The sequence below is a fragment of the Sebaldella termitidis ATCC 33386 genome (assembly GCF_000024405.1).
Lineage (GTDB): Bacteria > Fusobacteriota > Fusobacteriia > Fusobacteriales > Leptotrichiaceae > Sebaldella > Sebaldella termitidis.
This window is the reverse complement of record NC_013517.1, coordinates 3,138,833-3,162,650: the sequence shown is the minus strand read 5'-3', so window position 1 is coordinate 3,162,650 and position 23,818 is coordinate 3,138,833. Positions and strand designations below refer to the sequence as shown.

Here is a 23,818-nt window from a genome sequence, read left to right as displayed (position 1 = left end):
ACCGGCTATAGAATATTTCATGTAATTACATTAAACATTTTTTCATTATTTATATAATTCTGGAAATTATCAGAAAATACTCTGAGAGCTTTTGCTATGTATGTGTCAGAATTACCGCATATGTGCGGAGTAATAATAAGATTTTCCAGTTTCCACAGCGGAGATTCCTGTGAGAGAGGCTCAGTTTCAAATACGTCACACACAGCTCCAGAGATAATATTATCTTTTAAGACTTCGTAAAGAGTATCATTGCTTATAATACTGCCTCTTCCCATATTTATAAAATAAGCGCCTTTTTTCATTAATTTCATTTTTTCAAGTGTAAGAAGATATTTTGTTTCTTCTCTGCTAGGAAGAAGATTAATCAGAAAGTCGCTGTTCTTTATAACAGTGTCCAGATCTTTCAGTGTATAAACTTTTTCAATAAACTCATCTTTATTTATTCCGGAAGTATTTAGACCAATAACCTTCATTCCCATAAAATGAGCTTTTCGGGCAGTTTCCCTGCCTATGGAACCCAGACCAAGAATGCCGAGAGTTTTGCCTGATATCTGGCTTTGTGTAATTTCCTGATTCCAGATATTATTATATTGATTTTTCATAAAGAAATTCATATTTCTTATAAGCATAACCATAGACATTACGGCATATTCCGACATCTGTATTTTATGCATCCCTGTGGAATTAGTAAAAATTATATTATTTTTTCTGAATAATTCCAGATCAAAATTATCAACCCCTGCACTTAGTGCATTTACCCACTTTAATTTTTTTGAAATATCAGCCATTTCTTTGGTAAATACTCCTGTAAGGAAAATATCCGTATCAGGAAGCTCCTGAAATAATGAATTTCTGGAATTTACCGTGAAAAATTTATGATTTTGAAATTCATTGTCTATTATATTTTGTGCTTCTTTGGTTATTGGAAATTTTTTACTATGAAACAATAATATTTTCATATGCATTACCTCCAAAATATTTTATACTTCATTTATACTATTATTTTTAATTAAAATCAAATTATTTTAGCTGATAAAAACAGTAATTATGAAATTTGAACAAGAAAAACAAGAGATAGGACATTATTGTACGAACAAATGAAGAGCTAAGATAAAAAAAAGTTATGACTAAGCGAAATACATTATACTAAATACATAACAAAGAAATAATAATTTTTTCTTCATAAAACTCCTTTAAAAGACCTATTAGAGGTCTTTTTTTTCATATTAGAGATATTTTTACAACTAAAGTTTTATTTTGGAATTTAAATTAGAAATTTTATGGTATAATCTGATAAATGAAATTGAGAGGTGAGCAAATGAAGAGTCTAAAGGAGAGAACTGAAGATTTTTGGAAACTTTTTTCTGAAAAAGAGAGTGAAATAAGAAGCTTAATGGATGAAAATAAAATAATGGAAAGATTTTCGGACATTGACAGTATGTTTGAAATAGATATGCCGTTTATGATGGGAAAATCATCCACAGAAAATAAGTATGAATTGATTTTTAATCCTGCAGGTCTAAAGAGCAGATATTTTATTGCAGATTATTTTAAGAGAAAAATGCCTGTGGAATTAAAGAAAAAATGGAATTTTTATGATATGAAACCGGCAATGGGTATAAAAAATATGCGTCTCCTGATAAATGATGAAAATTTTTATGAGGAAGATTTCAGTGTTTTGATAAAAAATATTGATGCAGAAAGAAAAAGAGTAGATATTCTAGTTCTTTGTCCAAAATTTTTCGGACAGAAAAAAGTTTTTGAAGAAAATGAGATGTATAACGTTATTTATAATATTATGGATGCACTCTTGGGTGAGGGGATAGTCGAGTCTTATCTGGGAATGATAAAAATAGAGGATATAGAGTCAAGTCCTGAGGAAACACTTACACTACGTGAATTCAGCATAAAAATGGATGAAATATCAGAAGAGAACTCATGGATAAAGAACCCTAAAATACTCGACAGATATAATACTTACAGATGTGACATAGAAAATATAGAGGATCTGAGAGCAGTAAGAAATGATATAGTAGTGGGCTTTAGTTCAAATATGTCAGTCGTGGAAGAATATGCAGAAGAAAATAATGAATATAACTTTATGAGCGGACAGGGCGGTATTTACGGTATGCTTTTTTATGATAACAGTGAAGTTCCCAATGAAGAAAAAATACCGTTAAGGGATAAGCTGGAGAGTATACTTGCAGAATTGCCGGAATACGGGGATATATTCGAGATTTTCGGCGCTGCTACAGGATTGTATAAATCATATATTGATATAATTATTTATGATTATGATTTATTTGGGATAATACTTGAGAAGCTTGAAATTGGAAAGGAATTTCCAGAGCTGTTTTATAAAGATTTTAAAGTAGGATCTGAAATAAGAAAAATTGTCAGCATAAGCGGAATGGTATCGTGATTATACTAACAAAAAAGTGGGTTATTGCTCTTTTTATACTTATGTAATAAAATATAAATATCAAAACACAGGCAGGTGAAATATGAAACTCAGGGAAGAATTCACATGTCCTCTGGAATTGGCAACTGATCTGATATCTGCCAAATGGAAGACGATAATTTTGTGGGAACTGAGCAGCGGGACAAAAAGGCTCAAGGATTTAAGAAAAATAAAAAATATAAATGAAAAAATGCTGCTGCAGCATCTGAATGAGCTGATAGATGCAGGTATAATTGCTAAGAAGGATTATAATACCTATCCTTTGAGGACAGATTACTATCTCACGGAATTAGGCGAGAAATTACTTCCCACACTGGAAGCCCTGCAGGAATTCGGAAAAGAGTTTATAAAACAAGGAGGCAGCAGTATGGAAGAAGAAATAAAATTAAAATCTCTGGAACTAATAAAAAAAAGCAGTGTGTCAATCATAGGATCAGTAAGCAGCGACGGATTTCCTGATATAAAGGCAATGCTTGCACCACGGGAAATAAATGGTTTGAAGGAAATATTTTTTACTACGAATACCTCCTCAATGCGGGTAGGGCAGTATAGAGAAAATCCCAGAGCCAGTCTGTATTTCTATAATGACAGATTATTTATAGGCGTTCTGCTTGAAGGAAATATGGAGGTACTAACGGACAGTGATACAAAAAAGCGTATATGGCGGGACGGAGATACTCTTTACTATAAAAAAGGAGTAGATGATGAAGATTACTGTGTTTTACGTTTTACTGCAAAATCCGGAAGGCTTTATGAAAATTTTTCATCTGTGAGTTTTGAAATTTAGAGAATACCGGGAGAAAGCCATGAAAGAAGCACTATTAATAATTGATGTACAGAATGATTACTTTGAAAACGGGAAAATGGAACTGAAAAATCCTCTGAAAGCTTTAGAAAACATAAAAAGATTGCTTGCAAAATTCCGAAATGAAAAAAAGGAAATTATCTTTATAAAGCATATCGCAATAAGAGAGGAAGCAGGATTTTTTCTGAAAGATACTTACGGATCTGAGATTCATGAGGCAATAATGCCGCTAGCTTCTGAAAAAATAGTAGTAAAAAACTATCCGAACAGTTTTTTTAATACAGAACTGGACGAATATCTAAAAGAAAAAAATATAGAAAATCTGGTTATAACTGGAATGATGACACATATGTGTGTAGACTCCACTACGAGAGCTGCCAGAGACCTAGGATATAAATGTGTGGTAATAAAAGATACATGTGCAACAAGAGATTTTATCTTTGAGGGAAATATTGTTACAGCAGAAGATATTCAAAGTTCTTTTATGACAGCATTAGGGTACTATTATGCAGAGATTTTAAGCTGTGCAGAGTATTTGAAAAATTAATATGAAAAAGTCATGAATTAGTTTTATTATCAAACTAAAATATCCTCGAAGCATTATAAATTAAGACTTTCAAACGAATATTTTTCATTGACATAAGAAACAAAAAATGATACTTTAATGTTGTGATATAAAATAAATTCAAATATATTTAGGAGGAAACAGTATGGCTTATTCAATAAACAAAGAAACTTGTATAGCTTGCGGAGCATGTGAAGGAGTATGTCCAGTAGAAGCAATAGCTGAAGCAGATGGAAAATATGCAATAGATGGAGCAACTTGTATTGATTGCGGAGCATGCGAAGGGGTATGTCCGGTAGAAGCAATATCAGGTGAATAATAAATAAGTAAAGATTTCAGATTCGGCTGGGATCTTTTTTTTAATCTAAGGAGGAATCTATGAGAAAAATACTTTTGCTGGTATTTTTATTTTTTTGTACGGAGTTTTTAGCAATTTCAGAAAACAAAGTAGCGATAATTTACAGTGCAGGGGGTCTGGGAGATGAAGGATATAATGATCTTGCCCATAAAGCTCTGAATAAGGCTAAATTTGATCTTGGCATAGATTTTGATTACTATGAGCCAATAGATCCTGTCAAGGAGACTGAGAGGCAACTCATGACGTACAGTGATTCGAAAAGTTATGATCTGATCATCACTGTTGGATTTTTATCAAAGAGTTCTCTTGAGAAAGCAGCAAAGGAATATCCAAATCAAAAATATGCAATTGTTGATGAAATTGTTTTTGATTCTAAGAATATAACTTCCATAACATTTAATGTGGAGGAGGAATCTTTTCTTGCCGGAGCTGTTGCCGCATTAATGACTAAAACAGATAAAGTGGCATTTATCGGCGGAACAGAGGCCCCATTAATTGCCAGATACAAAGCCGGATTTGAACAGGGTGCGAAGTATGTAAAGCCTGATGTAGAAGTTTTAGTGTCCTACATAGGAGGATATAATTCCTTTAATGATCCGAAAAAAGCAGAACAGATAACCAATGAACTCATCAGGGAAAATACAGATGTTTTTTATCATGCGGCCGGTGCCAGCAATAGAGGAATTGTGAGCTCTGCTAAAAAATATGGAAAATATGTAATAGAAGTGGATTCATATAGTGATTGGCAGAATGAAGAAGTAGTGATTGCTTCGGCAGTAAAAAATATAGATGTAGCTGTTTATGATATTATAAAAAAACTCACTGATAATACCTTGGAAAATAAAACTTATATATACGGAGCGAAAGAAGAAGGAATAGGTATTGTAATAAAAGCTGAAGAGAAAATCGGTATAAAAAAACTCAAAATAATAAAAGAAATTACAGATTTATTAAAGTCTGGAGTAATAAAAACAGATTTTTCCGGATAATATTTTTTTGAATAAAAATAAGCAGGCAGTTATACTAAAGCCCTCATTATTTTATTAATAATAATTTTATGTTATAATACGCAAAAAATATAAGAAGAAGAATATTGAAAAAATTATTATGATTCTACACGTTTTTATTTGGAATTTCTGTATTTTCTTACAGAAATATTTGTCATATGACAGAGCAGATATACAATCCGGCAAACATTATTACAGTAAAATAATTAATAAGAAATCAAGAGATAAATATTTTATATGTCAGAAAAAGCATGAGAATAAAATATCTAAAAAATACAGGTAAGAGAGAAAAATATATAATATATATCTTAAAACGGGAAAATAAAGAGTAAAATATATAAGAGCAGTTTCAAAAATAAAAAACTGCTCTTTTTTATATCAAATTATATTATTTTTATGATAAGCTTCTCTTTGACATTGGCAAAAGTTTCATCTAATTCATTTCTTGAAATATTTTCTGCAATTATAATGTAATAATTGTCTATTTCTTCATAAAGTTCCAGTGCAGATGCCTCCAGATCAAAATCTTTTGAAGTTCTTATATAGAATTCATGCTTTAGTTTGTTAGTATCCACAGTTTCCAGATGACTTTTTGTATCAAAGAAAAAGTTTGAATTAATAACAGAATCAGTTGCGATTTTTACTATGTCCGAAATTACTGCAGATGCAGTAGGCTCCATACCCGCTCCTTTTCCGTAAAAAAGAGTTTTCCCTGTATAGCTTCCTGTTACCTCAATGGCATTATAAACATCATTTACATTGGACAGAAGCTTCTCATTTTTTAGTAGAATCGGTTCTGCGGAAATTTCCACCAGCTTATCTTCGTTTATTTTTGAGCTGGCAATAAGCTTTATTGAAAAACCAAGCTTTTCAGCTTCAAATATATCCACAAGAGAGATATCCCTTATTCCCTGAAGATAAACCTCGCTAAAGTTAATATACCCTCCATAGGCAAGTGAAGAAAGAATAGCAATTTTATGACCGGCATCTATACCGTCCACATCGTATGAAGGATCAGCTTCTGCATATCCCATTTCAGCGGCAAGATGAAGAGCCTCCTCGAAATCAAGCTTATCTTCTTTCATTTTTGTAAGTATATAATTAGAGGTACCATTCATAATTCCTCGTATTTCAGTTATCTGATTGGCAATCAGATTTTCTATCATAGGTGTGATAATAGGAATACCGCCGCCGACAGCAGCTTCATATAAGAATAAAGAACAGTTATCTTTTGCCGCAGAAATTATTTCCGGCCCATATTTGGCAACCAGAGCTTTATTAGCAGTAATAACATGTTTTTTATTATTAAGAGCCTCCATTATTATATTTTTTGCTATAGTCTCTCCGCCGATCAATTCCACTACGATGTCAATTTCGGGATCTGAGAGTATTTTTTTATAATCCTGAGTAAGTATAGCCTTATCAAAATCAAATGAAAATTCTCTGTCAATATTTAAGTCACAGGCGTATTTCACTTCAAGGTCTGCACCTGATTTTAGTTTTATATTTTTATTTTCCAGAGCCAGTATTTTCAGTACACCTTCACCTACAGTACCAAGCCCGATTATTCCTATTTTCATTTATTATTCCCCCAGATCGATAAATTTAGCATGAAGAGCCTTGACGGCTTTATCAATGTCTTTCTCTTCGATAATACATGAAACATTTATTTCAGAAGCAGATATCATATCTATATTAATCTGGTTCTCGGCAAGTGTATCAAATATAGCTGAAACTGTCTCATAGTGCGTTCTGAGACCTACACCGATTACAGATACTTTAGCTATATTATCCTGATAGGCCAGTCCGGCAGCACCAAGCTCCTCTTTTAAAGTTTCTGTTATTTTAACAGCCTCTTTGAGATCAGTAGTTTTTACAGTAAATGATATATTGTTAAGATCTTTATTTATACTTGAACTTTGCAGAATAATGTCAGGATTGATTTTTGCCTTTGCCAGAGTGCTGAAAACTTTTGAAGCTGTTCCCGGCTTATCCGGCAGTCCGAACAGTGTTATTTTTCCTTCATTTTTAGAAGAAGTTACTCCTACTACTTGTGCCTTTTCCATTATTTCATCTCCTTTTTTTACTATAGTACCTGGAATATCCTCAAATGATGAACGCAGGTGAATATTAATATTATATTTTGCAGCTATCTCCACAGAACGCGGGTGAAGAACCTTTGCTCCGGAAGAAGCCATTTCAAGCATTTCCTGATATGATATTTCTTTTAATTTTTTTGGATTGTCCACTACCCGCGGATCAGCGGTGTATACTCCGTCAACATCAGTGTATATTTCTACTTCATCAGCATTTAGTACTGCTCCCAATGCCACAGCAGTGGTATCAGAGCCGCCTCTTCCAAGTGTGGTAATATCAAAATTTTCATCTACTCCCTGAAAACCGGCAATAACTACTACATTTCCTGCTGTTAGCTTTTCTTTGATTTTTTTAGTATCAATATTTAGTATTTCTGCTTTTGTATGATCGGAAGTTGTTCTGAAATCTATCTGAAAAGCATTAAAAGATATTGCTTTTTCACCTAACTCATATACAGCCATAGAAAGTAAAGCAACAGAGATCTGTTCTCCCGTAGTTAATAACATGTCAAGTTCACGCTTGTTAGGGTTATTGGTTATCTCATAAGCATTTTTAACAAGACTGTCGGTCATTCCCGCAGGTGCAGAAACGACAACTACAACATCGTGACCTTCCTTTTTATATTTTACTACTTTTTTTGCGACTTCTTTTACTCTTTCTGTATTGGCAACAGAAGTACCTCCGTATTTTTGAATAATAAGTGCCATAAAACCTCCTAAGACAATATAATATATAGAATATAATAACCTATTTTGGAATTATTTTCAATAACTAATACTAATATATTTCTTATAGAACAATATATATCATATAGTATTGAGAAGAAAATGATAAAAAAAAATAAAAAAGGCTTTCATTTTTTTAAAAATATGTTATAATAATATTGCCAAAAGCATTACTTAAAAAATATGTATTTGAGTGGTAATATGTTTAAGGTGTAATAATTTTAGGAGGTAGTTTCTTTGCAAGGTAAAGTAAAATGGTTTAACGACAAAAAAGGGTTTGGGTTTATTTCTGGAGAAGACGGGAATGATTATTTCTTACATTTTTCAAAAATCGAAAAAGACGGATTTAAATCTGTTAACGAAGGTGAAGAAGTAATATTTGAAGTAGAAGAGGGACCAAAAGGACCTCAAGCTACTAATGTTGTAGCTAGATAAACCCGAAAAAAAGCGACTTTAAGTCGCTTTTTATTTTTTATATGATATTTAAAATTCAGGAATTATCATAGTTTTTGGGATAGTTTAGAAAATGATTTAATTAATTATTTGTTTTTAATACATATATATAATAATAATTTTTTTATATTTACAAATGAAAATATTTTTATAATATTTAAAAAAATAAAGAATGATAAAAAAGAATAATGATAAAAGACGGTACTTTTTATTTAAAAAGACCGTCTTTTTTGATTTCTTGTATTATTGAAAAAATTTTTTGAATTAAGCCTTTTCCGGCTTTGGATAATTAAAATTAACATTGATAAAATGATTAATTTGTTTCAAAGAAACGGGCACTTTGAATGACTCCGTCTTTATATATGTCTGTTCTTACAATGTTTCCAAAATAATCATATAAAGTTGACTCACCGTCAAGTTTTTTATTTTTATAAGAAGCTTTTGATTTTAGAATTCCATTATCATAATATGTGACAACAGGTCCGTTTAGAGTATGACCCTGAAAATCTTTCAGATTATATCCTTTCCCGATCCCCTGAACATTTCCCGTTTCAAGAAAAAAGTCTACTACAAAGTATTCGTTTCCTTCTTTTGACATAAGTTTTCTAAAATAAACAGCATCTTTTGAATCTTTTGATATGATATTACCATCAGAATTGTAATAGTAAACTATTTCACCTTTTGAAAAATCAAGGGAATCAAATTCATCTATTCCTGACTTCTGTAGTTTGTAGTTAAAATTCTGGCTTTTTATTACATCATTGTCTTTATAAGTAAGAGTCAATACTTTTGATCCGTCCGGATAAAACAGTGTAAAATCACCGTCTGCAAATCCGTAAGCATAGTTTGCTTCTGCATATTTTTTTTCTTTATAGTATAATGTTCCTTTTCCGTTGGCAAGATTATTGGAAAAATTAACAACAGCCGCTACTTTTCCTTTTTCAAAAGTTGTTTTCTGACCGTCAATTCTTCCATTTTTCATATCTGCTACATATGAAATAGTCTCATTCTTGTTATAATATGCAAGTTTTCCGTTTATGCTGTCCTCATCATCGAGATCACGCAGCATAAAAATTTTTTCAGGAGTATCTGTATCTGCGTAAAAGTCTGCCACCAGATGATAATTTCCCTTTTTTCCGTAATCTTTTCTGTAAAACATCGCAGCCGGCTCTTCGACAATCTGTTTTTTAGTATTATAATAAGCAATGATTTTTCCTTTGGAAATATCAAGGCTGTCGTATTCTTTTATCCCTGATTTCTCAAGTGAAAAACTAAAAGCAGAAACCAGAAATAAGCATGCTAATATAAACTTTTTCATTTGAACCTCCGTTTCTTTTGATACCATATTTTAGCATATATTTTTAATATTATAAAACATTATTGTATACAGTTTTATATCTGCGAAAAATTTTTGATATGGTGGATTGAGAAGCGGTAGTACAGCATACAGGAAAATATCAGATTAAAAGAAAACAGCCTGTGATACTGATTGTATGATTTTTTAAAATACAGCTTTAAAAAAATTATCTTCAAAAAAATATTGACAAAATAAAAAAAAGAGGTATAATAAAATCAAAATAAATGTACGGACATATACATACGTACATTTAAAAAAGATAATGTCAGCGAAGGAGAGGATATATGGAAATAAAATCAAATCTTTATTTTAATTTTGAAAATGGGGAATTTTCGGATACTGATAAACAAAATCTGATTATTTCCAAGAAAAAATTTAAAGATCTGAAATCTGTTTTTCTAAAGCCTGAGGATGAAAGCATAGATGACGAAAAAATAATGTATGAAGTAACAGGTTATATAAATGAAGGAAAAGCAGGCGAATTAAATTTCGGAGTTACGAAAATATTCCCCGGAGAGGTAAACGGAGAGTTTAATATGACAAAAGGACATTATCATGAAAAAATGTCTCATACAGAATATTATTGGGGAATAAAAGGAAGAGGACTTTTAATACTAAAAAATATTGACGGAGAGTGCAGTGTGATAACAGTGGAAAAAAATTCTCTGCATTATATACCGGAAAATACAGCACACAGACTTGTAAATATTTCGGATGAGCCTCTAGTGGTAGGAGCGTGCTGGCCGTCAGATGCCGGACATAATTATGGAGAAATACAGGAAAAAGGATTTCCTGTAAGAATTTTTAGAAGTAATGACGGATATTCAATTAGTAAAATTACTGATAACCAGACAGATAATTGATTAGGAGGAATTTAAATGAATTTACCAGAGCAAAAAAGAAATTATGAAAAAAATCCCGTTATAGAAATGAAAGGCATGGAAAAGGAAGCTTTTCAGTCATATGAAAATATTTTAGAGGAATTAAAGAGCAAAAAAGACAGCTTAAATAAGAAAAAGACAGTTATGGTATTGGATTATTATCACGGAGTAGATGAAAAGGAAGTGTATGAGAATCTTGTCAGCAAAACAGGAGCTGTTAAGCTTATAAATATAGCAGATTATAAACTTTCGGAAGAATATCTTTCTGACGAATTAAAGAGAGAGATAACAGAAGACAGGGTATTTGGAGTATTGAGCGTAAGAACAATAGAAGAATTCTTTGATATGAAAAAAATAGAAGAACTGAAAAAAGAAATAAATGAAATTTCGGAAGGATTGGTAGTGGTATACGGTATTGGTGCCGGTCTGATCGAAGGAGATATTCTCGTATATGCGGATATGGCAAGATGGGAGATACAGCAGAGATTCCGAAGAAAAGAACTGGATAACTGGGGAGCAGGGAATTTTGATGAAGATGTGCTGAAAAAATATAAAAGAGCATTTTTTATAGAATGGAGAGTACTGGACAGACATAAAAAAGGATTATTTCAAAAACTGGATTATCTTCTTGATACAAATATAAAAAATGATCCTAAAATGGTAAAGGGCGATGCATTCAGAGCCGCTCTCACACAGGCCGTAAACCAGCCGTTCAGGCTTGTGCCATTCTTTGATCCGGGTGTTTGGGGCGGTCAGTGGATGAAGGAAGTCTGCGGACTGGATAAAAATCAGGAACAGTATGCATGGTGTTTTGACGGTGTACCTGAGGAAAATTCACTGAAATTAAAATACGGGGATATAGTAGTAGAAATACCTTCAATAGATCTTGTATTTTATAAGCCTGTAGAATTATTAGGGGATAAGGTACATGCCAGATTCGGAACGGAATTCCCTATAAGATTTGATTTTTTGGATACCATGGGCGGAGGAAATCTCAGTCTTCAGGTTCACCCGCTTACTGAATATATACAGTCAAAATTCGGAATGCATTATACACAGGATGAAAGCTATTATATGCTGGACAGCGGAGATGACGGAAGTGTATATCTCGGTACTAAAACCGGAGTGAATCCCGATGAACTGATAGAAGAATTCAGAAAGGCACAAAGAGGAGAGGGAGCTTTTCCGGATGAAAAGTATATAAACAAATTTCCTGCAAAAAAACATGACCACTTTCTGATACCGGCAGGAACAATACACTGCTCAGGTAAAAATGCCATGATTCTTGAAATAAGCGCAACACCGTACATATTTACATTTAAACTGTGGGACTGGGGAAGAGTCGGACTTGACGGGCTTCCGAGACCAATACATATAGAGCACGGAAAGGAAAATATACAATATAACAGAAACACTGAATGGGTAGAAGAAAATCTTATAAACAGAATAGAAAAAATAGACGAAGGAGACGGCTTCCGAGAGGAAAGAACAGGGCTTCATGAAAGAGAATTCATAGAAACAAGAAGACACTGGTTTAGTAAAAAAGTATTACATAATACGTATGGTTTGGTAAATATGCTGAATCTTGTAGAGGGTGAAGAAGCGATAATAGAATCTCCCGAAAATAAATTTGAACCATATATTGTACATTATGCCGAAACATTTATAATACCTGCAAATGTGGGAGAATATACAATAAGACCTTATGGAAATTCGGCAGGGAAAGAAATAGCTACAATTAAAGCCTTTGTCAGAGTATAAAAAATCTAAACAATAAAAAATTAATGGATAAAAGACAGTCTGGTGTTATATCTCATTAAAATATTCAGCATTACCGGGCTAATGATGAATGAGATATAGCACCCGCAAAGAAATACAGAAATGCCGGGCTGTCGGAAAGGAGAAAAATGCTGGGAATAATACTGGCAAGTCACGGAGATCTTGTTTATGGATTAAGGGACACATATTCGATGGTAGCAGGAGATCTGCCTGAGAATATAAAAATTATATCACTCCGCAGAGATTCTGATGCCGATACTTTTAAAAAAGAATTTCATGAGCTGGTAAATGGGTTCCGAGATATTTCCGGACTTGTGGTTCTTACTGATCTGGAAGGAGGAACTCCTTATAATACAGCCTGTACTTATTTTTATGATCCTGAGTTTAAGACAGAAACAGAAGTAATAAGCGGCGTGAATTTTCCCATGCTGCTGGAAGCGCTGGAAAGCTCCGAGTCGGGACTAAATGCTGCCGGTGCAGCAGAAAATATAATGAATACTGCTAGAGAAAGCATAAAAAAAGCAGGAGCAGTTTTGGAAGAAGATGATGAATTTTAGTTATATGTTTTTTATAATTAATATAATTATTGGAGATATAAGCAGAATCAGTATTGAATAGTCAATGTAAGACGAAGAAAATATCGGTACTTCATCTTATTGAAAAGTCTTAGATGACAGTCAAACAGAGAAAGGTACAGATACAGGCATTTTCAGAATGAAATACACAAATTTTTTTAATATATTTTACACAACTTAGGAGGAAAAATGGCAATATCATTTGTAAGAGTGGATGACAGAGTAATACACGGACAGATAGTTACAGCATGGTCAAAAGAATTTCCCTGTGACGGGATAATAGCTGTGGATGATAAGATAGCTCAAGACCCTGTTTTGAGCAATGTATTCAAAGGAGCAGCACCAAGCGGAGTAAAAGTATGGATTTTTGATATAAAAACAGCTTTGGAAAAACTCCCTAAAATTATAGAAAGCAACAAAAAGTATTTTATTATTGCAAAAACACCGGTAGTTTTTCAAAAACTTACAGAAGGCGGTGCAGATCTGAGAAATGATAATAATAATAAGATTAATGTAGGTCCTATGCATCTAAAAGACGGAGCCAGAACAATAGGACCCAATGCGGCAGTAACTAAGGAAGAAGAGGAAGCATTTGATTATCTCGCGCAAAGATATAAGGTAGAGTTTAAATTAATACCTGATAAAAAAGCATATTATTGGGAAGAAGTGAAATAGAAAAATATTTTTATGGAGGGAATGATAAGAATATGTTTATACAGGCAGTTTTAATCGGAATATTTTGTTATCTGGGGGCGCTGAGCGTACCTTGGGCATTTGGTCTTACAGGAGGATGGTATACATTATCAAGACCTTTGGTATCAGGATTAATCGTAGGAATGATTCTGGGAGATGTAAAAACGGGAATAATAGTAGGAGTGGCAGTGCAGGCTGTATATATAGCACTCGTAACTCCGGGCGGAACAATGCCTTCTGATCTGAATTTTGTGGCTTATCCGGCAATAGCCCTTGGAATTATGTCCGGAAAGGATCCGCAGGTAGCTGTGACCCTTGCTGCAACAATAGGAATATTAGGAACAGTAATATTTAATTTTATGATGGTACTAAATTCATACTGGAATAATAAGGCAGATAAAGCGGTGCAGGCCGGGGACATAAGGGGAGTAAGGCTGGCAAACGGATTATATCCTCAGATCACGACTTTTCTTATGAGATTTATACCGTCGTTTATAGCTGTTTATCTTGGCGGGCAGTATATACAGACAATACTGGATCATATTCCGGATAAAGTAATAACAATGATGACTGTACTCGGCGGAATGCTTCCGGCAGTGGGAATAGCAATTCTTCTAAAGCAGATAGTAAAGAGAAACGATCTGCTGGTTTATTTCTTGGTAGGATTCATAGGAATCATATTCCTGAATCTGAATATGATAGCATTGGCAATGATAGGAGTATTGCTCGCATTGATACATTTCAACTATAGACCGTCAGCTGTACAGGGAGGAAATAATAACGGAACACAAAATGACGATGAGGAGGATGAATTCTAATGACAGAAAAAAAATTAAGTAAAAAAACGCTTGTAAAAAGCTGGAGAGACTGGATGATGTTTAATTTATCCTCGATGAGTTATGAAAGACTGGAATCTTTCGGGTTCTGCCATTCTATGCTTCCTGTTATAGAAGAGCTTTACGGCGGTGATGAAAAAGAAGTAAAGGAAGCACTGGCAAGACAATCAACGTTTTATAATACCGAGCCGCAGCTGGGGGCAATAGTCAACGGTATTGTGGTGGGACTTGAGGAAAAAAGAGCAAACGGAGAAGCAATAGACGAAGAGGTAATAAATGGTATAAAGGTCGGAATGATGGGACCTGTAGCCGGAATAGGGGATTCTATGATTCCGGGAATGCTGATTCCTATACTGCTGAGTATTGGAATGGGGCTGGCACAAGGGGGAAATATTCTGGGTCCGGTTTTCTACATAGTAGTATATAATCTGCTGATAATAACAGGCTCATATTTCTTATTTATGAAAGGGTATAAATTAGGAACCGATGCAGTGAACCTTTTAATAGATGAAAGAGCGGAAAAAATGAAAGAGGCATTTGCTATACTGGGAGTATTCGTAACAGGCGGTATAGCTGCAAGTTATATGAACGTAGTTACAAAACTTGGATATAAAAACGGCAGTGTGGATATAAACGTGCAAAGTATTCTGGATGGAATTTTTCCTAAGCTGATACCATTATTAATAGTTTTATTTACTTATTATCTGATGACAAAGAAAAAATTAAGCGCGGTAAAAGTAATGCTTGTATTGCTGATAATAGCAATAGTCGGAGTTTTATTAGGAATATTTTAACAGTGTGAATGGAAAAAAATAATAAAATAAGGTATAAATTATAGAGAATAAAATATTTATTTATAAAAAATATCGGGAGGAAATATGATTTGGCCGGGATTTAATATAAAAATCAAAGAAAATCCGCTTGGATTTATTTATGAGCCGGGTGTTTTCGGACCGGAGGTAGAAAACAGAGATATTGATTCCATAAGAAAAAGTCTGAAAAACCCTGATACAGACGGTCCTGAAATAGTCTATTCCATAGCTATGGATGTAGGGAATGAAGCTGATAAAGCAGATCTTATAAAAAGAAATCTTTTATACGGCGCTGTAATATATTCCAAGGGAAGACTGGGGGAAGAACCGGTAAGAAGTCAGGGGCATATACACAGCATATCAGCATCGTGCGGGATGTCAACTCCGGAAGTTTATGAAATATGGCAGGGGAAGGCAGTTATCTATATGCAGGAAACCGCAGAGGACAGCCCGGGAAGGTGCTTTGCAGTGGAAGCATCAGAAGGAGATGTGGTGATAGTTCCGCCGTTTTGGGCTCACTATACAGTAAATGCAGATCCGGAAGAAAATATGGTATTTGGTGCATGGTGTGTAAGAGATTACGGATTTGACTATGATAAAGTCAGGGAGCATAAGGGACTTGCATTTTTTCCGATATTGGACTACAATAATAAAATAAACTGGATAAAAAATGAATTATATAAGAATCAGGAACTGGAAATAAAAAAACCTCGTCTTTACAATGAATTCAGCATAGAAAAAGGTATACCCATTTATGAGCAGTATTTGAAAGACAGGGAAAAATTCATGTTTGTAGCAGATCCGGTACTAAAACTAAAAGAATGGAAAAATTTCATTCCTTAACTAACTTTATAGGGGGAATGCACTTATGAGAAAAGAAGTTGATAAAAATTCTGATGAAAAGCTTTATAAACAAGTAGAGAATATATTGCTTGAGCTTATAAATGAGGAACCTTACAGTAAGGGTTTTTACCTGCCGAACGAACTTGAGCTGATGAAAAGGCTGAATGTAAGCAGACATACAGTAAGAAAGGCTATGGACAGCCTTGTTTTACGCGGACTTATTATACGTGAAAAAGGCAGAGGGACAAAGGTTAATCTTGACAGAAAGAAAGTAAAAACGACTTTGAACTCATGGCATAGTTTTACAGATGAAATGTTTTCCCAAGGGTCTGAATTAAAACATATAAATAAAAAGATAGTAATGGAAGATTTTCCTGATGAGATAAAGGACATTTTTGGTCTTGACAGGAATAAAGAATATAACGGTCCTGTACTATACAGGGAAAGCGGTATAAACGACAGCATAGATATATACTTTCAGAGTTATTTTAATCCTGGAATAAATCTGGATAAAGATGAGGATTTTATAAACGGTAGCTTTACAAAGCTTTATGATTATCTTGAAAAGAATTACGGGATTTTTACAGTAGTGTCTGATGAAGAAGTAACTGCAATGATGCCTACGGAGGAACTGAAGGAGATACTTGATATTAATGATAAAATTCCGGTATTATGCAGAAAAAGACTTGTTTATGACAAGTTCGGGCAGAAAATAGAATATAATATAGGGTATTACAGAGCTGACAGATTTGTGTATAATATAAGTCTGAAACGGGAAGTATAGATATGAATACGGCTGTATCAAAGTATTTTTGATGCAGCTTTTTAAATACAGCAGTTTTAGTTTTATTCAAAAGAATGGGAATAAAAAGATGAAAAAATTAATAATCATAAATGGTACAATGGAAGTGGGGAAGAGTACAGTGAGTGATCTGCTTTTAAAAGAAACTGAAAACAGTATATCTTGACAGTGACAGGTGCTGGAATATGAATCCGTTTACAGTGAACGAGGAAAATATTGAAATGGTTCTGAAAAATATTATATTTCTGCTCTGATCTTTTTTGAATAATTCAAATTTTCAATATATAATTTTTTGCTAGGTAATGCATAAGGAAGAAATTTTTAAAAATATATTGAATGAGATAAGAGATTTAGATTTTGAATTATATAAATTTGCTCTATTATGTAATGAAACTGAACTGGCAAGGAGAATAGCCTGAGATATAAAAACAGGAAAGAGAGAAACGGGACAGATAAATGAAAGTATCTCCAGACTGGAATTATATAAGAATATGGATACATATAAAATAGATGTATCCAGTAAAACGACCAAAGAAGCAGCGGAAGAGATTCGCAGGAGAGTAAAGTCGCAATAAACAAGATTATTTTATAACAATTCCAAAAGTGTAGGAAAGGTATTATATAAGTGATTTAGTTAACATAAATAAAATAAATTTTATTTTTTCGTAAATTCATAGTATAATATCATAATGAAATATAAAAATACTAAAAAAAATCAGATGGTACATAAATAAAAAAAATCATAGAAGGAGAAAAGTATGACTGAAAATAAAGAATTTCAACAAAAAATCGGTGAATTAATGGGAAAATCGGAATTTTTACATTATTTCCACAATACAATAGAAATAAATTATGCTGTGTTTTTTATATTATTCAGCGTAGTATGGTCAATGGAAAAAAATGAAGGGAATGAGGAAGAAAATCTAAAACTTTCTTATCCTGTAAAAGGAAAAGGCTTTGGAACTGAATTTGAAATAGCAGCATTCAGAATAGTAACAAATGAAAGCGGTTATGGGAATGTTATCTTTACGGATAATAACGGAAATGAAGTATCTATGGAATTATTAAGTGCATTATACTTAATGGAAGCTTCGTTCAGCTCACTGGCTAAATATAGTGATGAAAAGTTAGACTTCCTGTTAAAAAATATTGAAGGAAATGTAGATAGATTTTTGAACGAACGCAGCCAGCATGAACACGGGCACGAGCATGGAGAAGGATGCGGATGCGGTCATGACCACGATCATGACCATGAAAACTGTGATTGTAAAGAGGAAGGACATGAGTGCGGATGCGGTCATAATCATGGTTAATTAAGAGAAACGGGGAAAAAATGGAATTAGTGGAAGCAAACGGGATTGAAGATTTTAAGTTTCTTTATGAACTTGAAACTGATCCTGAAATTATTTATTATTATCATCCAAATTTCAGTGAAGACGGAAAAATGGAGTTTTTGAGTTATGACAAAGCAATGAAAGAATATGAAAATCAAAATGCAAAAAAAATATATATTGTAAAATATAAAGGTGAAAGAATAGGGACTTTTTCTGTAATCAAAGATTTTGAATATCTGGTTAAAAAAGAAGAAGGTACTGCATGGATATCCTTAGCCTTTATAAAAAAGTATCACGGTAATCAGATAGTAAAAGATTCTTATTTTTTATTTGAGGAAAAACTTAAAGATGACGGCTACAGGAAAATTGAGCTTGGAGTATTTGAATTTAACATAAGAGCCAGAAGATTTTATGAAAAAATCGGTTATAATCAGATAGCATGTCTGAAAGATTTCACATATTACAATGGAAAATGGTGGGCAGATTACAGATATGAAAAAAATATATAGAATATAAGATACATTTTAACAGACATTCAAAAAGGAACTAGTGCAGCATTCGGTACACAATTAGTCAGAGGGCACTGCCTGTTTTATCATCAGAAGCGTTATTATTAGTCGGCGTAGGTATAATACATCTACGTCGATTGCATTAGAGTGATAAAATATCCAGTACTATCTTAACTAAAGATAAACAGGATGCCGCACAAAAATATCAGTGGGGTAAAAACATATGTCAAGAATAATTATTTTTTATTCCCGTACGGGAAATACAAAAACCGTAGCAGAAGAGTATGCGGGAGAAAATAAAACAGCTATTTATGGAATAAAGGATCTGGTAAACAGGAGAGGTTTTTTTGGGGTTGTTAAATCTGCATTTCAGGCTGTATTAAAAACACCAACACCTATAGATGAAGTATCAATAGATATTTCTTCTTACAGCAGGGTGATATTATGTACGCCTGTCTGGCTCGGGGGAATACCGTCACCGGTAAGAACATTTATAAAAAAGTACGGGCAGCTAGTAAATAAAGTAGAGTATATAGTTACACATAAGAATGAGAAGAAGGACTACAGAAAAACTATGAAAGAAATGGATAAGCTGATGGGGAAAGTTCATGTCAGAGAAGCTCATGTATTGATAACAGGAAAACAGAAAAATTAAATATAGTAATAACAAAATGGCTGTGCCAATCAGGTACAGCCATTTACTGTAACTTGAACATAAAATAATTATTGATATTATGAATCTCTAAAAAAAGTATATTGACAATTTTCAAATAAGATTTAAAATAAAGATATAAGAATGATCAATAAAAAAGAAATGAGGAGATATAGTGTCGAAATTTAAGATTTATAAAAAAATTTGTTTAATGCTGCCGGAAAGTGAGGAAACATATCCTTTCGGACCTGAAAATTGTGTTATAAAAGTAAATGATAAAATGTTTGCCATTTTAGATGAAATTGAGATATCTCTGAAATGTAATCCTGATCTGGCACTTGATTACCGTGAAATGTATGAGGGAGTGAAGCCGGGCTATCATTTAAATAAAAAACACTGGAATACTGTGGTTTTGGAATCAGATGTAAAAAGAAAGGCTATAGTGGAAATGATAATACATTCTTATAAATGTGTAGTGGGAAAAATGCCAAAAGCCACAAGAGAAATGCTTCTGACTAAGCTGGAAGACCAGATGGAATTTTTGAAATAATAAACAACTTTATTTTTTAATTAAAATGTGGTACATTAAAAAAAAGAACCTGTAAATACTGTAATAAAAATATAACCTTAATAACTGCGGAAGGGGAAAAATGAAAAAATATCTGGCTATTTCAAAAGATATTCGGGAAAAAATATTTAATAAAACATATAAACAGGGAATGAAGCTTCCTTACGAATATGAATTGTGTGAAGAATACAAGTGTAATAAGCAGACTATGAAGAAGGCCCTGGAAATACTTGTAAGTGAAGGGCTGATCATCAGAAGAAGAGGAGCAGGAACTTTTGTAAAAAATACAGTAAACACAGAGGGAACTCCGGAGTTAACTTATGGACACTATATAAAAGGATTTACCAAACATTTTACATCTTTGGGCGAAGTAGAGACAAAAGTCCTTCAGTTTAATGTTATTCCTTCTGACCGTGAAACTGCGGATAAACTGAAGATAAAAAAAGGAGATTTTGTATACTGTATAGAGCGTGTACGAAAGGTTAACGGAATTCCGCATGTAATAGAACTGATGTATATGCCTATATCTGTTATTACTAATCTTAGGCAGGAAGATGTGGAAGGTTCAATATATACATATATAGAAGATGAACTCGGAAAAAAAATACAGGGGAGCAACCAGCTGATAAAAGCTTACCCATCCAATGAGCATGATCAGAGTAATCTGGGGCTGGAGAAAAACGAGCCTATAGTAGAAGTAGAAAAAACAGCTTATCTGACAACCGGTGTTCCGTTTGAATATTCGAGATTAAGATTTCACTACAAGCATTTTAGCTTTTATGCAGTAGTTAATAAGATGTAGAAGAAGAGATTATCTAATGAATAGGATAGTCTTTTTTTATTGCCCGATAAAAGTATGGTATATATTTTTAAAAATACCGTACTTTTAAAAATAAAGTATTGTATTTTTAAAAAAACTGTGTTACTATAATTTTAAACAAGCACAGGAGGAAGACATGGAAAAAAAATATTTGTTTCCTGAAAAATTCTGGTGGGGAGCATCAACAAGTGCGACACAGACAGAAGGGGCAGAGCCCGGTGACGGAAAAGGAGAAAATATCTGGGATTACTCGTCAAGGAAATTTAACAGCAGATTTTATGACGGCATTACAAGCGAGCGGACTTCTACTTTTTATAAGAATTATAAGACAGATATAAAGCTTATGAAAGACATACACCTAAACTCATTTCGAACATCTATATCATGGTCAAGACTAATACCAGAAGGAACAGGAAAAATTAATGAAAAAGCAGCGAAATTCTATAATAATGTCATAGACGGACTTATAGAAGAAGGAATAGAACCCTTTATGAATCTTTATCATTTTGATATGCCCATGGCACTGCAGGAAAAGGGCGGATTTGAGAACAGGGAAGTAGTGGAAGCCTATGCAGAATACGCAAAAAAATGTTTTGAACTTTTTGGTGACAGGGTAAAATACTGGTTTACTTTTAATGAGCCGATGATACCTGCAGAAGCGGGGTATCTTCATGACAGACACTATCCTTATGTGGTAGATTTTAAAAGAGCCGCCAAGGTACTTCATAATATAATAATTGCGCACTGCAAAGCTGTAAAAATTTACAGAAATATGAAGCCGGGCGGACAGATAGGAATCATAATGGACGTAATTCCGGTATATCCGAGAAGTGAAAATCCGGAAGATGTCAAAGCAGCAGAAGCAGCAGATCTTTTTTATACACGAAGTATTAATGAGCCTGTATTATTGGGGGAATATCCGCAGGAGCTGATAGAGATACTCAGAGAATATAATCAGGTTCCTGAAACAGAAGAAGGGGATCTTGATTTAATAAAAGAAACAAAGATAGATCTTCTTGGAATAAATTACTATAAGCCGAGAAGGGTAAAAGCAAAAGAATATGAAATAAATAAAAATGGTATTTTTATGCCCGAGTGGTTCTTTGATTCTTATGAAATGCCCGGCAGACGTATGAACAGATCAAGAGGAATAGAGATTTATCCTGAAGGAATCTATGACATAGCACTGATGATAAAGGAAAAATATAATAATATACCGTGGTTTGTTTCAGAAAACGGAATAGGTATAGAGGGTGAAGAAAAATTTATAAAAGACGGAATGGTACAGGATCAGTACAGAATTGATTTTCTCAAAGAACATTTGCAGTATCTTCATAAGGGAATAGAGGAAGGAAGTAACTGTCTCGGTTATCAGATGTGGACTTTCATAGACTGCTGGTCATGGATAAACGCATATAAAAACAGATACGGCTTTTACAGGCTGGATTATGAAACACAGGAGCGTACAGTAAAAAAGTCCGGTTTATGGTTTAGGGATGTAATAGATAACAATGGTTTTTAATTAAGTAAAATATAGAGAAAGAAAGGAAGTTAGGATGGAGAAAGTATTAGAAAGATTTGCGGAAAAAATGATGCCTGTGGCAAATGCAATAGGGAGCCAGAGGCACATGCAGGCAGTAAGAAACGGACTTATTTCTATATTGCCGCTTACAATTGTCGGTTCATTTTTTGTAATATTGCTGAATATTCCGATAAACGGATATGCAGAGTTAATAGCTCCTTATAAAGACGCACTGGATATTCCTTTTCGTTTTACAGTGGGAATAATGTCTTTATACAGTGCATTTACCATAGGATCTTTTCTTGGAAAAAGCTATAAGCTTGATGATGTAACAAGCGGTTTTCTGGCTATGCTGGCTACTATACTTATGATAGTACCTGTAAATATAAAAGAAGGTGTGACTACTGCAGGAACAACAGTTTCAGGGAGATACATTCCTATAGCTCCGCTCAGCTCACAGGGTCTTTTCGGTGCTATAGTGGCTTCACTTATAGCAGTGGAAATTTATCGTTTTGTAAAAGAAAAGAAGATAGAAATAAAGATGCCTGACGGAGTACCGCCTGTAGTGGCAAGTTCGTTCGCAGCTTTATTTCCAACGCTTATTATAATAATATTATTTTGGATACCTCGTCATTTTTTCGGATTTGATCTGAATGGTATCATATCATTTGCAATTTCTCCGTTAAAGGTATTTTTAACAGGGAATAATCTTATCGGCGGAGTTTTAACACAATTTTTCATATGCTTATTCTGGATTTTCGGTATACACGGTCATGCAGTTTTGGGTCCAATAATCAGACCATTCTGGGATCAGGCGATAATACAGAATATGGAATTATTCCAGGCAGGAATAAGTGCTTATCAGCTTCCGAACATATTTACAGAACAGTTTTTTCAATGGTATGCACAGATGGGAGGAACAGGAGGAACTCTGGCACTGGTAGTACTTTTTATGACATCAAAATCACAGTATCTGAAACAGCTTGGAAAGCTTTCTATACTTCCCGGAATTTTTAATATAAACGAGCCGATGATATTCGGAGCACCCATAGTAATGAATCCTCTTCTGGCAGTGCCGTTTATGCTGGTTCCTGTGGTTAACACTATTATTGTATATATTTTTACTGCTTTAAACATTATACCCAGAATGATGGTAAAACCTCCCTTTACAGTGCCGGCACCATTAGGAGCACTGATAACGACAAACTGGAACTGGATGGCATGCGTTCTTGTTTTTATATGCTTTTTTGTATCACTTGCCATATATTATCCCTTTTTCAAGCTGTTTGAAAAGAGAACTCTGGACAATGAAAATGTACAGTCTGTCGGAGAATAAAAAAATAATTTATTGAAAGAAAAGGTGG

General features: G+C 33.5%; 26 protein-coding genes. 22 read left to right on the top strand and 4 right to left on the bottom strand.

What is annotated here, in order from left to right; all coding sequences use genetic code 11:
- Positions 1 to 17: 17 nt before the first annotated feature.
- On the bottom strand, positions 18 to 959 hold the full coding sequence (locus STERM_RS14875; protein WP_012862445.1) for a D-2-hydroxyacid dehydrogenase: 942 nt from the start codon (positions 957 to 959) through the stop codon (positions 18 to 20).
- A gap of 359 nt (positions 960 to 1,318) precedes the next feature.
- On the opposite strand from STERM_RS14875, the gene STERM_RS14870 reads away from it, so the two are divergent.
- From STERM_RS14870 to STERM_RS14850, 5 genes are all read left to right on the top strand, one after another.
- The gene (locus STERM_RS14870; RefSeq protein ID WP_012862444.1) at positions 1,319 to 2,422 is read left to right on the top strand and encodes a hypothetical protein; all 1,104 of its coding nucleotides are present in this window, start codon (positions 1,319 to 1,321) and stop codon (positions 2,420 to 2,422) included.
- 82 nt (positions 2,423 to 2,504) lie between these two features.
- Entirely contained in the window at positions 2,505 to 3,248 is a 744-nt protein-coding gene (locus STERM_RS21780; RefSeq protein ID WP_012862443.1) for a winged helix-turn-helix transcriptional regulator, read from the top strand.
- A 19-nt stretch (positions 3,249 to 3,267) separates the two neighbouring features.
- Complete coding sequence (locus STERM_RS14860; protein WP_012862442.1) at positions 3,268 to 3,813, top strand: cysteine hydrolase family protein; 546 nt, start codon at positions 3,268 to 3,270, stop codon at positions 3,811 to 3,813.
- A 163-nt stretch (positions 3,814 to 3,976) separates the two neighbouring features.
- The gene (locus STERM_RS14855; RefSeq protein WP_012862441.1) at positions 3,977 to 4,150 is read left to right on the top strand and encodes an indolepyruvate ferredoxin oxidoreductase subunit alpha; all 174 of its coding nucleotides are present in this window, start codon (positions 3,977 to 3,979) and stop codon (positions 4,148 to 4,150) included.
- Between the two features lie 59 nt (positions 4,151 to 4,209).
- A complete protein-coding gene (locus STERM_RS14850; protein ID WP_012862440.1) occupies positions 4,210 to 5,178 on the top strand; it encodes a BMP family lipoprotein in 969 nt (322 codons plus the stop codon).
- Positions 5,179 to 5,579: 401 nt separating this feature from the next.
- Here STERM_RS14850 and STERM_RS14845 read toward each other — a convergent pair whose 3' ends face one another.
- Positions 5,580 to 6,776 carry a homoserine dehydrogenase gene (locus tag STERM_RS14845; RefSeq protein ID WP_012862439.1) on the bottom strand — a complete coding sequence of 399 codons (1,197 nt, stop codon included), beginning with the start codon at positions 6,774 to 6,776 and terminating at the stop codon, positions 5,580 to 5,582.
- A gap of 3 nt (positions 6,777 to 6,779) precedes the next feature.
- Entirely contained in the window at positions 6,780 to 8,000 is a 1,221-nt protein-coding gene (locus tag STERM_RS14840) for an aspartate kinase (protein WP_012862438.1), read from the bottom strand.
- 255 nt (positions 8,001 to 8,255) lie between these two features.
- Here STERM_RS14840 and STERM_RS14835 point away from each other — a divergent pair, with 255 nt between their 5' ends.
- Positions 8,256 to 8,453, top strand: coding sequence for a cold-shock protein (locus tag STERM_RS14835; RefSeq protein ID WP_012862437.1), 198 nt, complete (start codon positions 8,256 to 8,258; stop codon positions 8,451 to 8,453).
- Positions 8,454 to 8,784: 331 nt separating this feature from the next.
- Here STERM_RS14835 and STERM_RS14830 read toward each other — a convergent pair whose 3' ends face one another.
- A complete protein-coding gene (locus tag STERM_RS14830; protein WP_012862436.1) occupies positions 8,785 to 9,789 on the bottom strand; it encodes a toxin-antitoxin system YwqK family antitoxin in 1,005 nt (334 codons plus the stop codon).
- Between the two features lie 323 nt (positions 9,790 to 10,112).
- On the opposite strand from STERM_RS14830, the gene STERM_RS14825 reads away from it, so the two are divergent.
- The 16 genes from STERM_RS14825 (at position 10,113) to STERM_RS14750 (ending at position 23,790) form a co-directional block, all read left to right on the top strand.
- Complete coding sequence (locus STERM_RS14825) at positions 10,113 to 10,691, top strand: glucose-6-phosphate isomerase family protein (protein ID WP_012862435.1); 579 nt, start codon at positions 10,113 to 10,115, stop codon at positions 10,689 to 10,691.
- 15 nt (positions 10,692 to 10,706) lie between these two features.
- Positions 10,707 to 12,470 (top strand): mannose-6-phosphate isomerase, encoded by a 1,764-nt coding sequence (locus STERM_RS14820; protein ID WP_012862434.1) that lies wholly within the window; start codon positions 10,707 to 10,709, stop codon positions 12,468 to 12,470.
- 146 nt (positions 12,471 to 12,616) lie between these two features.
- The gene (locus tag STERM_RS14815) at positions 12,617 to 13,045 is read left to right on the top strand and encodes a PTS sugar transporter subunit IIA (RefSeq protein ID WP_012862433.1); all 429 of its coding nucleotides are present in this window, start codon (positions 12,617 to 12,619) and stop codon (positions 13,043 to 13,045) included.
- A 207-nt stretch (positions 13,046 to 13,252) separates the two neighbouring features.
- Positions 13,253 to 13,738 carry a PTS sugar transporter subunit IIB gene (locus STERM_RS14810; protein WP_012862432.1) on the top strand — a complete coding sequence of 162 codons (486 nt, stop codon included), beginning with the start codon at positions 13,253 to 13,255 and terminating at the stop codon, positions 13,736 to 13,738.
- Positions 13,720 to 14,574: a PTS mannose/fructose/sorbose/N-acetylgalactosamine transporter subunit IIC gene (locus STERM_RS14805; protein ID WP_211205102.1), complete on the top strand. Its 855-nt coding sequence runs from the start codon at positions 13,720 to 13,722 to the stop codon at positions 14,572 to 14,574. Before STERM_RS14810 ends, STERM_RS14805 begins: the two co-directional genes overlap by 19 nt.
- Positions 14,574 to 15,386 (top strand): PTS system mannose/fructose/sorbose family transporter subunit IID, encoded by an 813-nt coding sequence (locus STERM_RS14800; protein WP_012862430.1) that lies wholly within the window; start codon positions 14,574 to 14,576, stop codon positions 15,384 to 15,386. Before STERM_RS14805 ends, STERM_RS14800 begins: the two co-directional genes overlap by 1 nt.
- 84 nt (positions 15,387 to 15,470) lie before the next feature.
- Positions 15,471 to 16,247 (top strand): glucose-6-phosphate isomerase family protein, encoded by a 777-nt coding sequence (locus STERM_RS14795; RefSeq protein ID WP_012862429.1) that lies wholly within the window; start codon positions 15,471 to 15,473, stop codon positions 16,245 to 16,247.
- Between the two features lie 25 nt (positions 16,248 to 16,272).
- On the top strand, positions 16,273 to 17,031 hold the full coding sequence (locus tag STERM_RS14790; RefSeq protein ID WP_012862428.1) for a GntR family transcriptional regulator: 759 nt from the start codon (positions 16,273 to 16,275) through the stop codon (positions 17,029 to 17,031).
- An 88-nt stretch (positions 17,032 to 17,119) separates the two neighbouring features.
- Positions 17,120 to 17,215: an AAA family ATPase gene (locus STERM_RS22570; RefSeq protein ID WP_218564945.1), complete on the top strand. Its 96-nt coding sequence runs from the start codon at positions 17,120 to 17,122 to the stop codon at positions 17,213 to 17,215.
- 592 nt (positions 17,216 to 17,807) lie between these two features.
- On the top strand, positions 17,808 to 18,362 hold the full coding sequence (locus tag STERM_RS21930; protein ID WP_012862427.1) for a hypothetical protein: 555 nt from the start codon (positions 17,808 to 17,810) through the stop codon (positions 18,360 to 18,362).
- 20 nt (positions 18,363 to 18,382) lie between these two features.
- Positions 18,383 to 18,892 carry a GNAT family N-acetyltransferase gene (locus tag STERM_RS14775; RefSeq protein WP_012862426.1) on the top strand — a complete coding sequence of 170 codons (510 nt, stop codon included), beginning with the start codon at positions 18,383 to 18,385 and terminating at the stop codon, positions 18,890 to 18,892.
- 223 nt (positions 18,893 to 19,115) lie between these two features.
- Positions 19,116 to 19,547: a flavodoxin family protein gene (locus STERM_RS21385; RefSeq protein WP_012862425.1), complete on the top strand. Its 432-nt coding sequence runs from the start codon at positions 19,116 to 19,118 to the stop codon at positions 19,545 to 19,547.
- Between the two features lie 172 nt (positions 19,548 to 19,719).
- Positions 19,720 to 20,094, top strand: a complete 375-nt coding sequence (locus STERM_RS14765; RefSeq protein WP_012862424.1) for an MmcQ/YjbR family DNA-binding protein — start codon at positions 19,720 to 19,722, stop codon at positions 20,092 to 20,094.
- A 100-nt stretch (positions 20,095 to 20,194) separates the two neighbouring features.
- Positions 20,195 to 20,914, top strand: a complete 720-nt coding sequence (locus STERM_RS14760; RefSeq protein ID WP_012862423.1) for a GntR family transcriptional regulator — start codon at positions 20,195 to 20,197, stop codon at positions 20,912 to 20,914.
- A gap of 154 nt (positions 20,915 to 21,068) precedes the next feature.
- Positions 21,069 to 22,454 (top strand): glycoside hydrolase family 1 protein, encoded by a 1,386-nt coding sequence (locus STERM_RS14755; RefSeq protein ID WP_012862422.1) that lies wholly within the window; start codon positions 21,069 to 21,071, stop codon positions 22,452 to 22,454.
- A gap of 34 nt (positions 22,455 to 22,488) precedes the next feature.
- Complete coding sequence (locus STERM_RS14750; protein ID WP_012862421.1) at positions 22,489 to 23,790, top strand: PTS sugar transporter subunit IIC; 1,302 nt, start codon at positions 22,489 to 22,491, stop codon at positions 23,788 to 23,790.
- Positions 23,791 to 23,818: the final 28 nt, after the last annotated feature.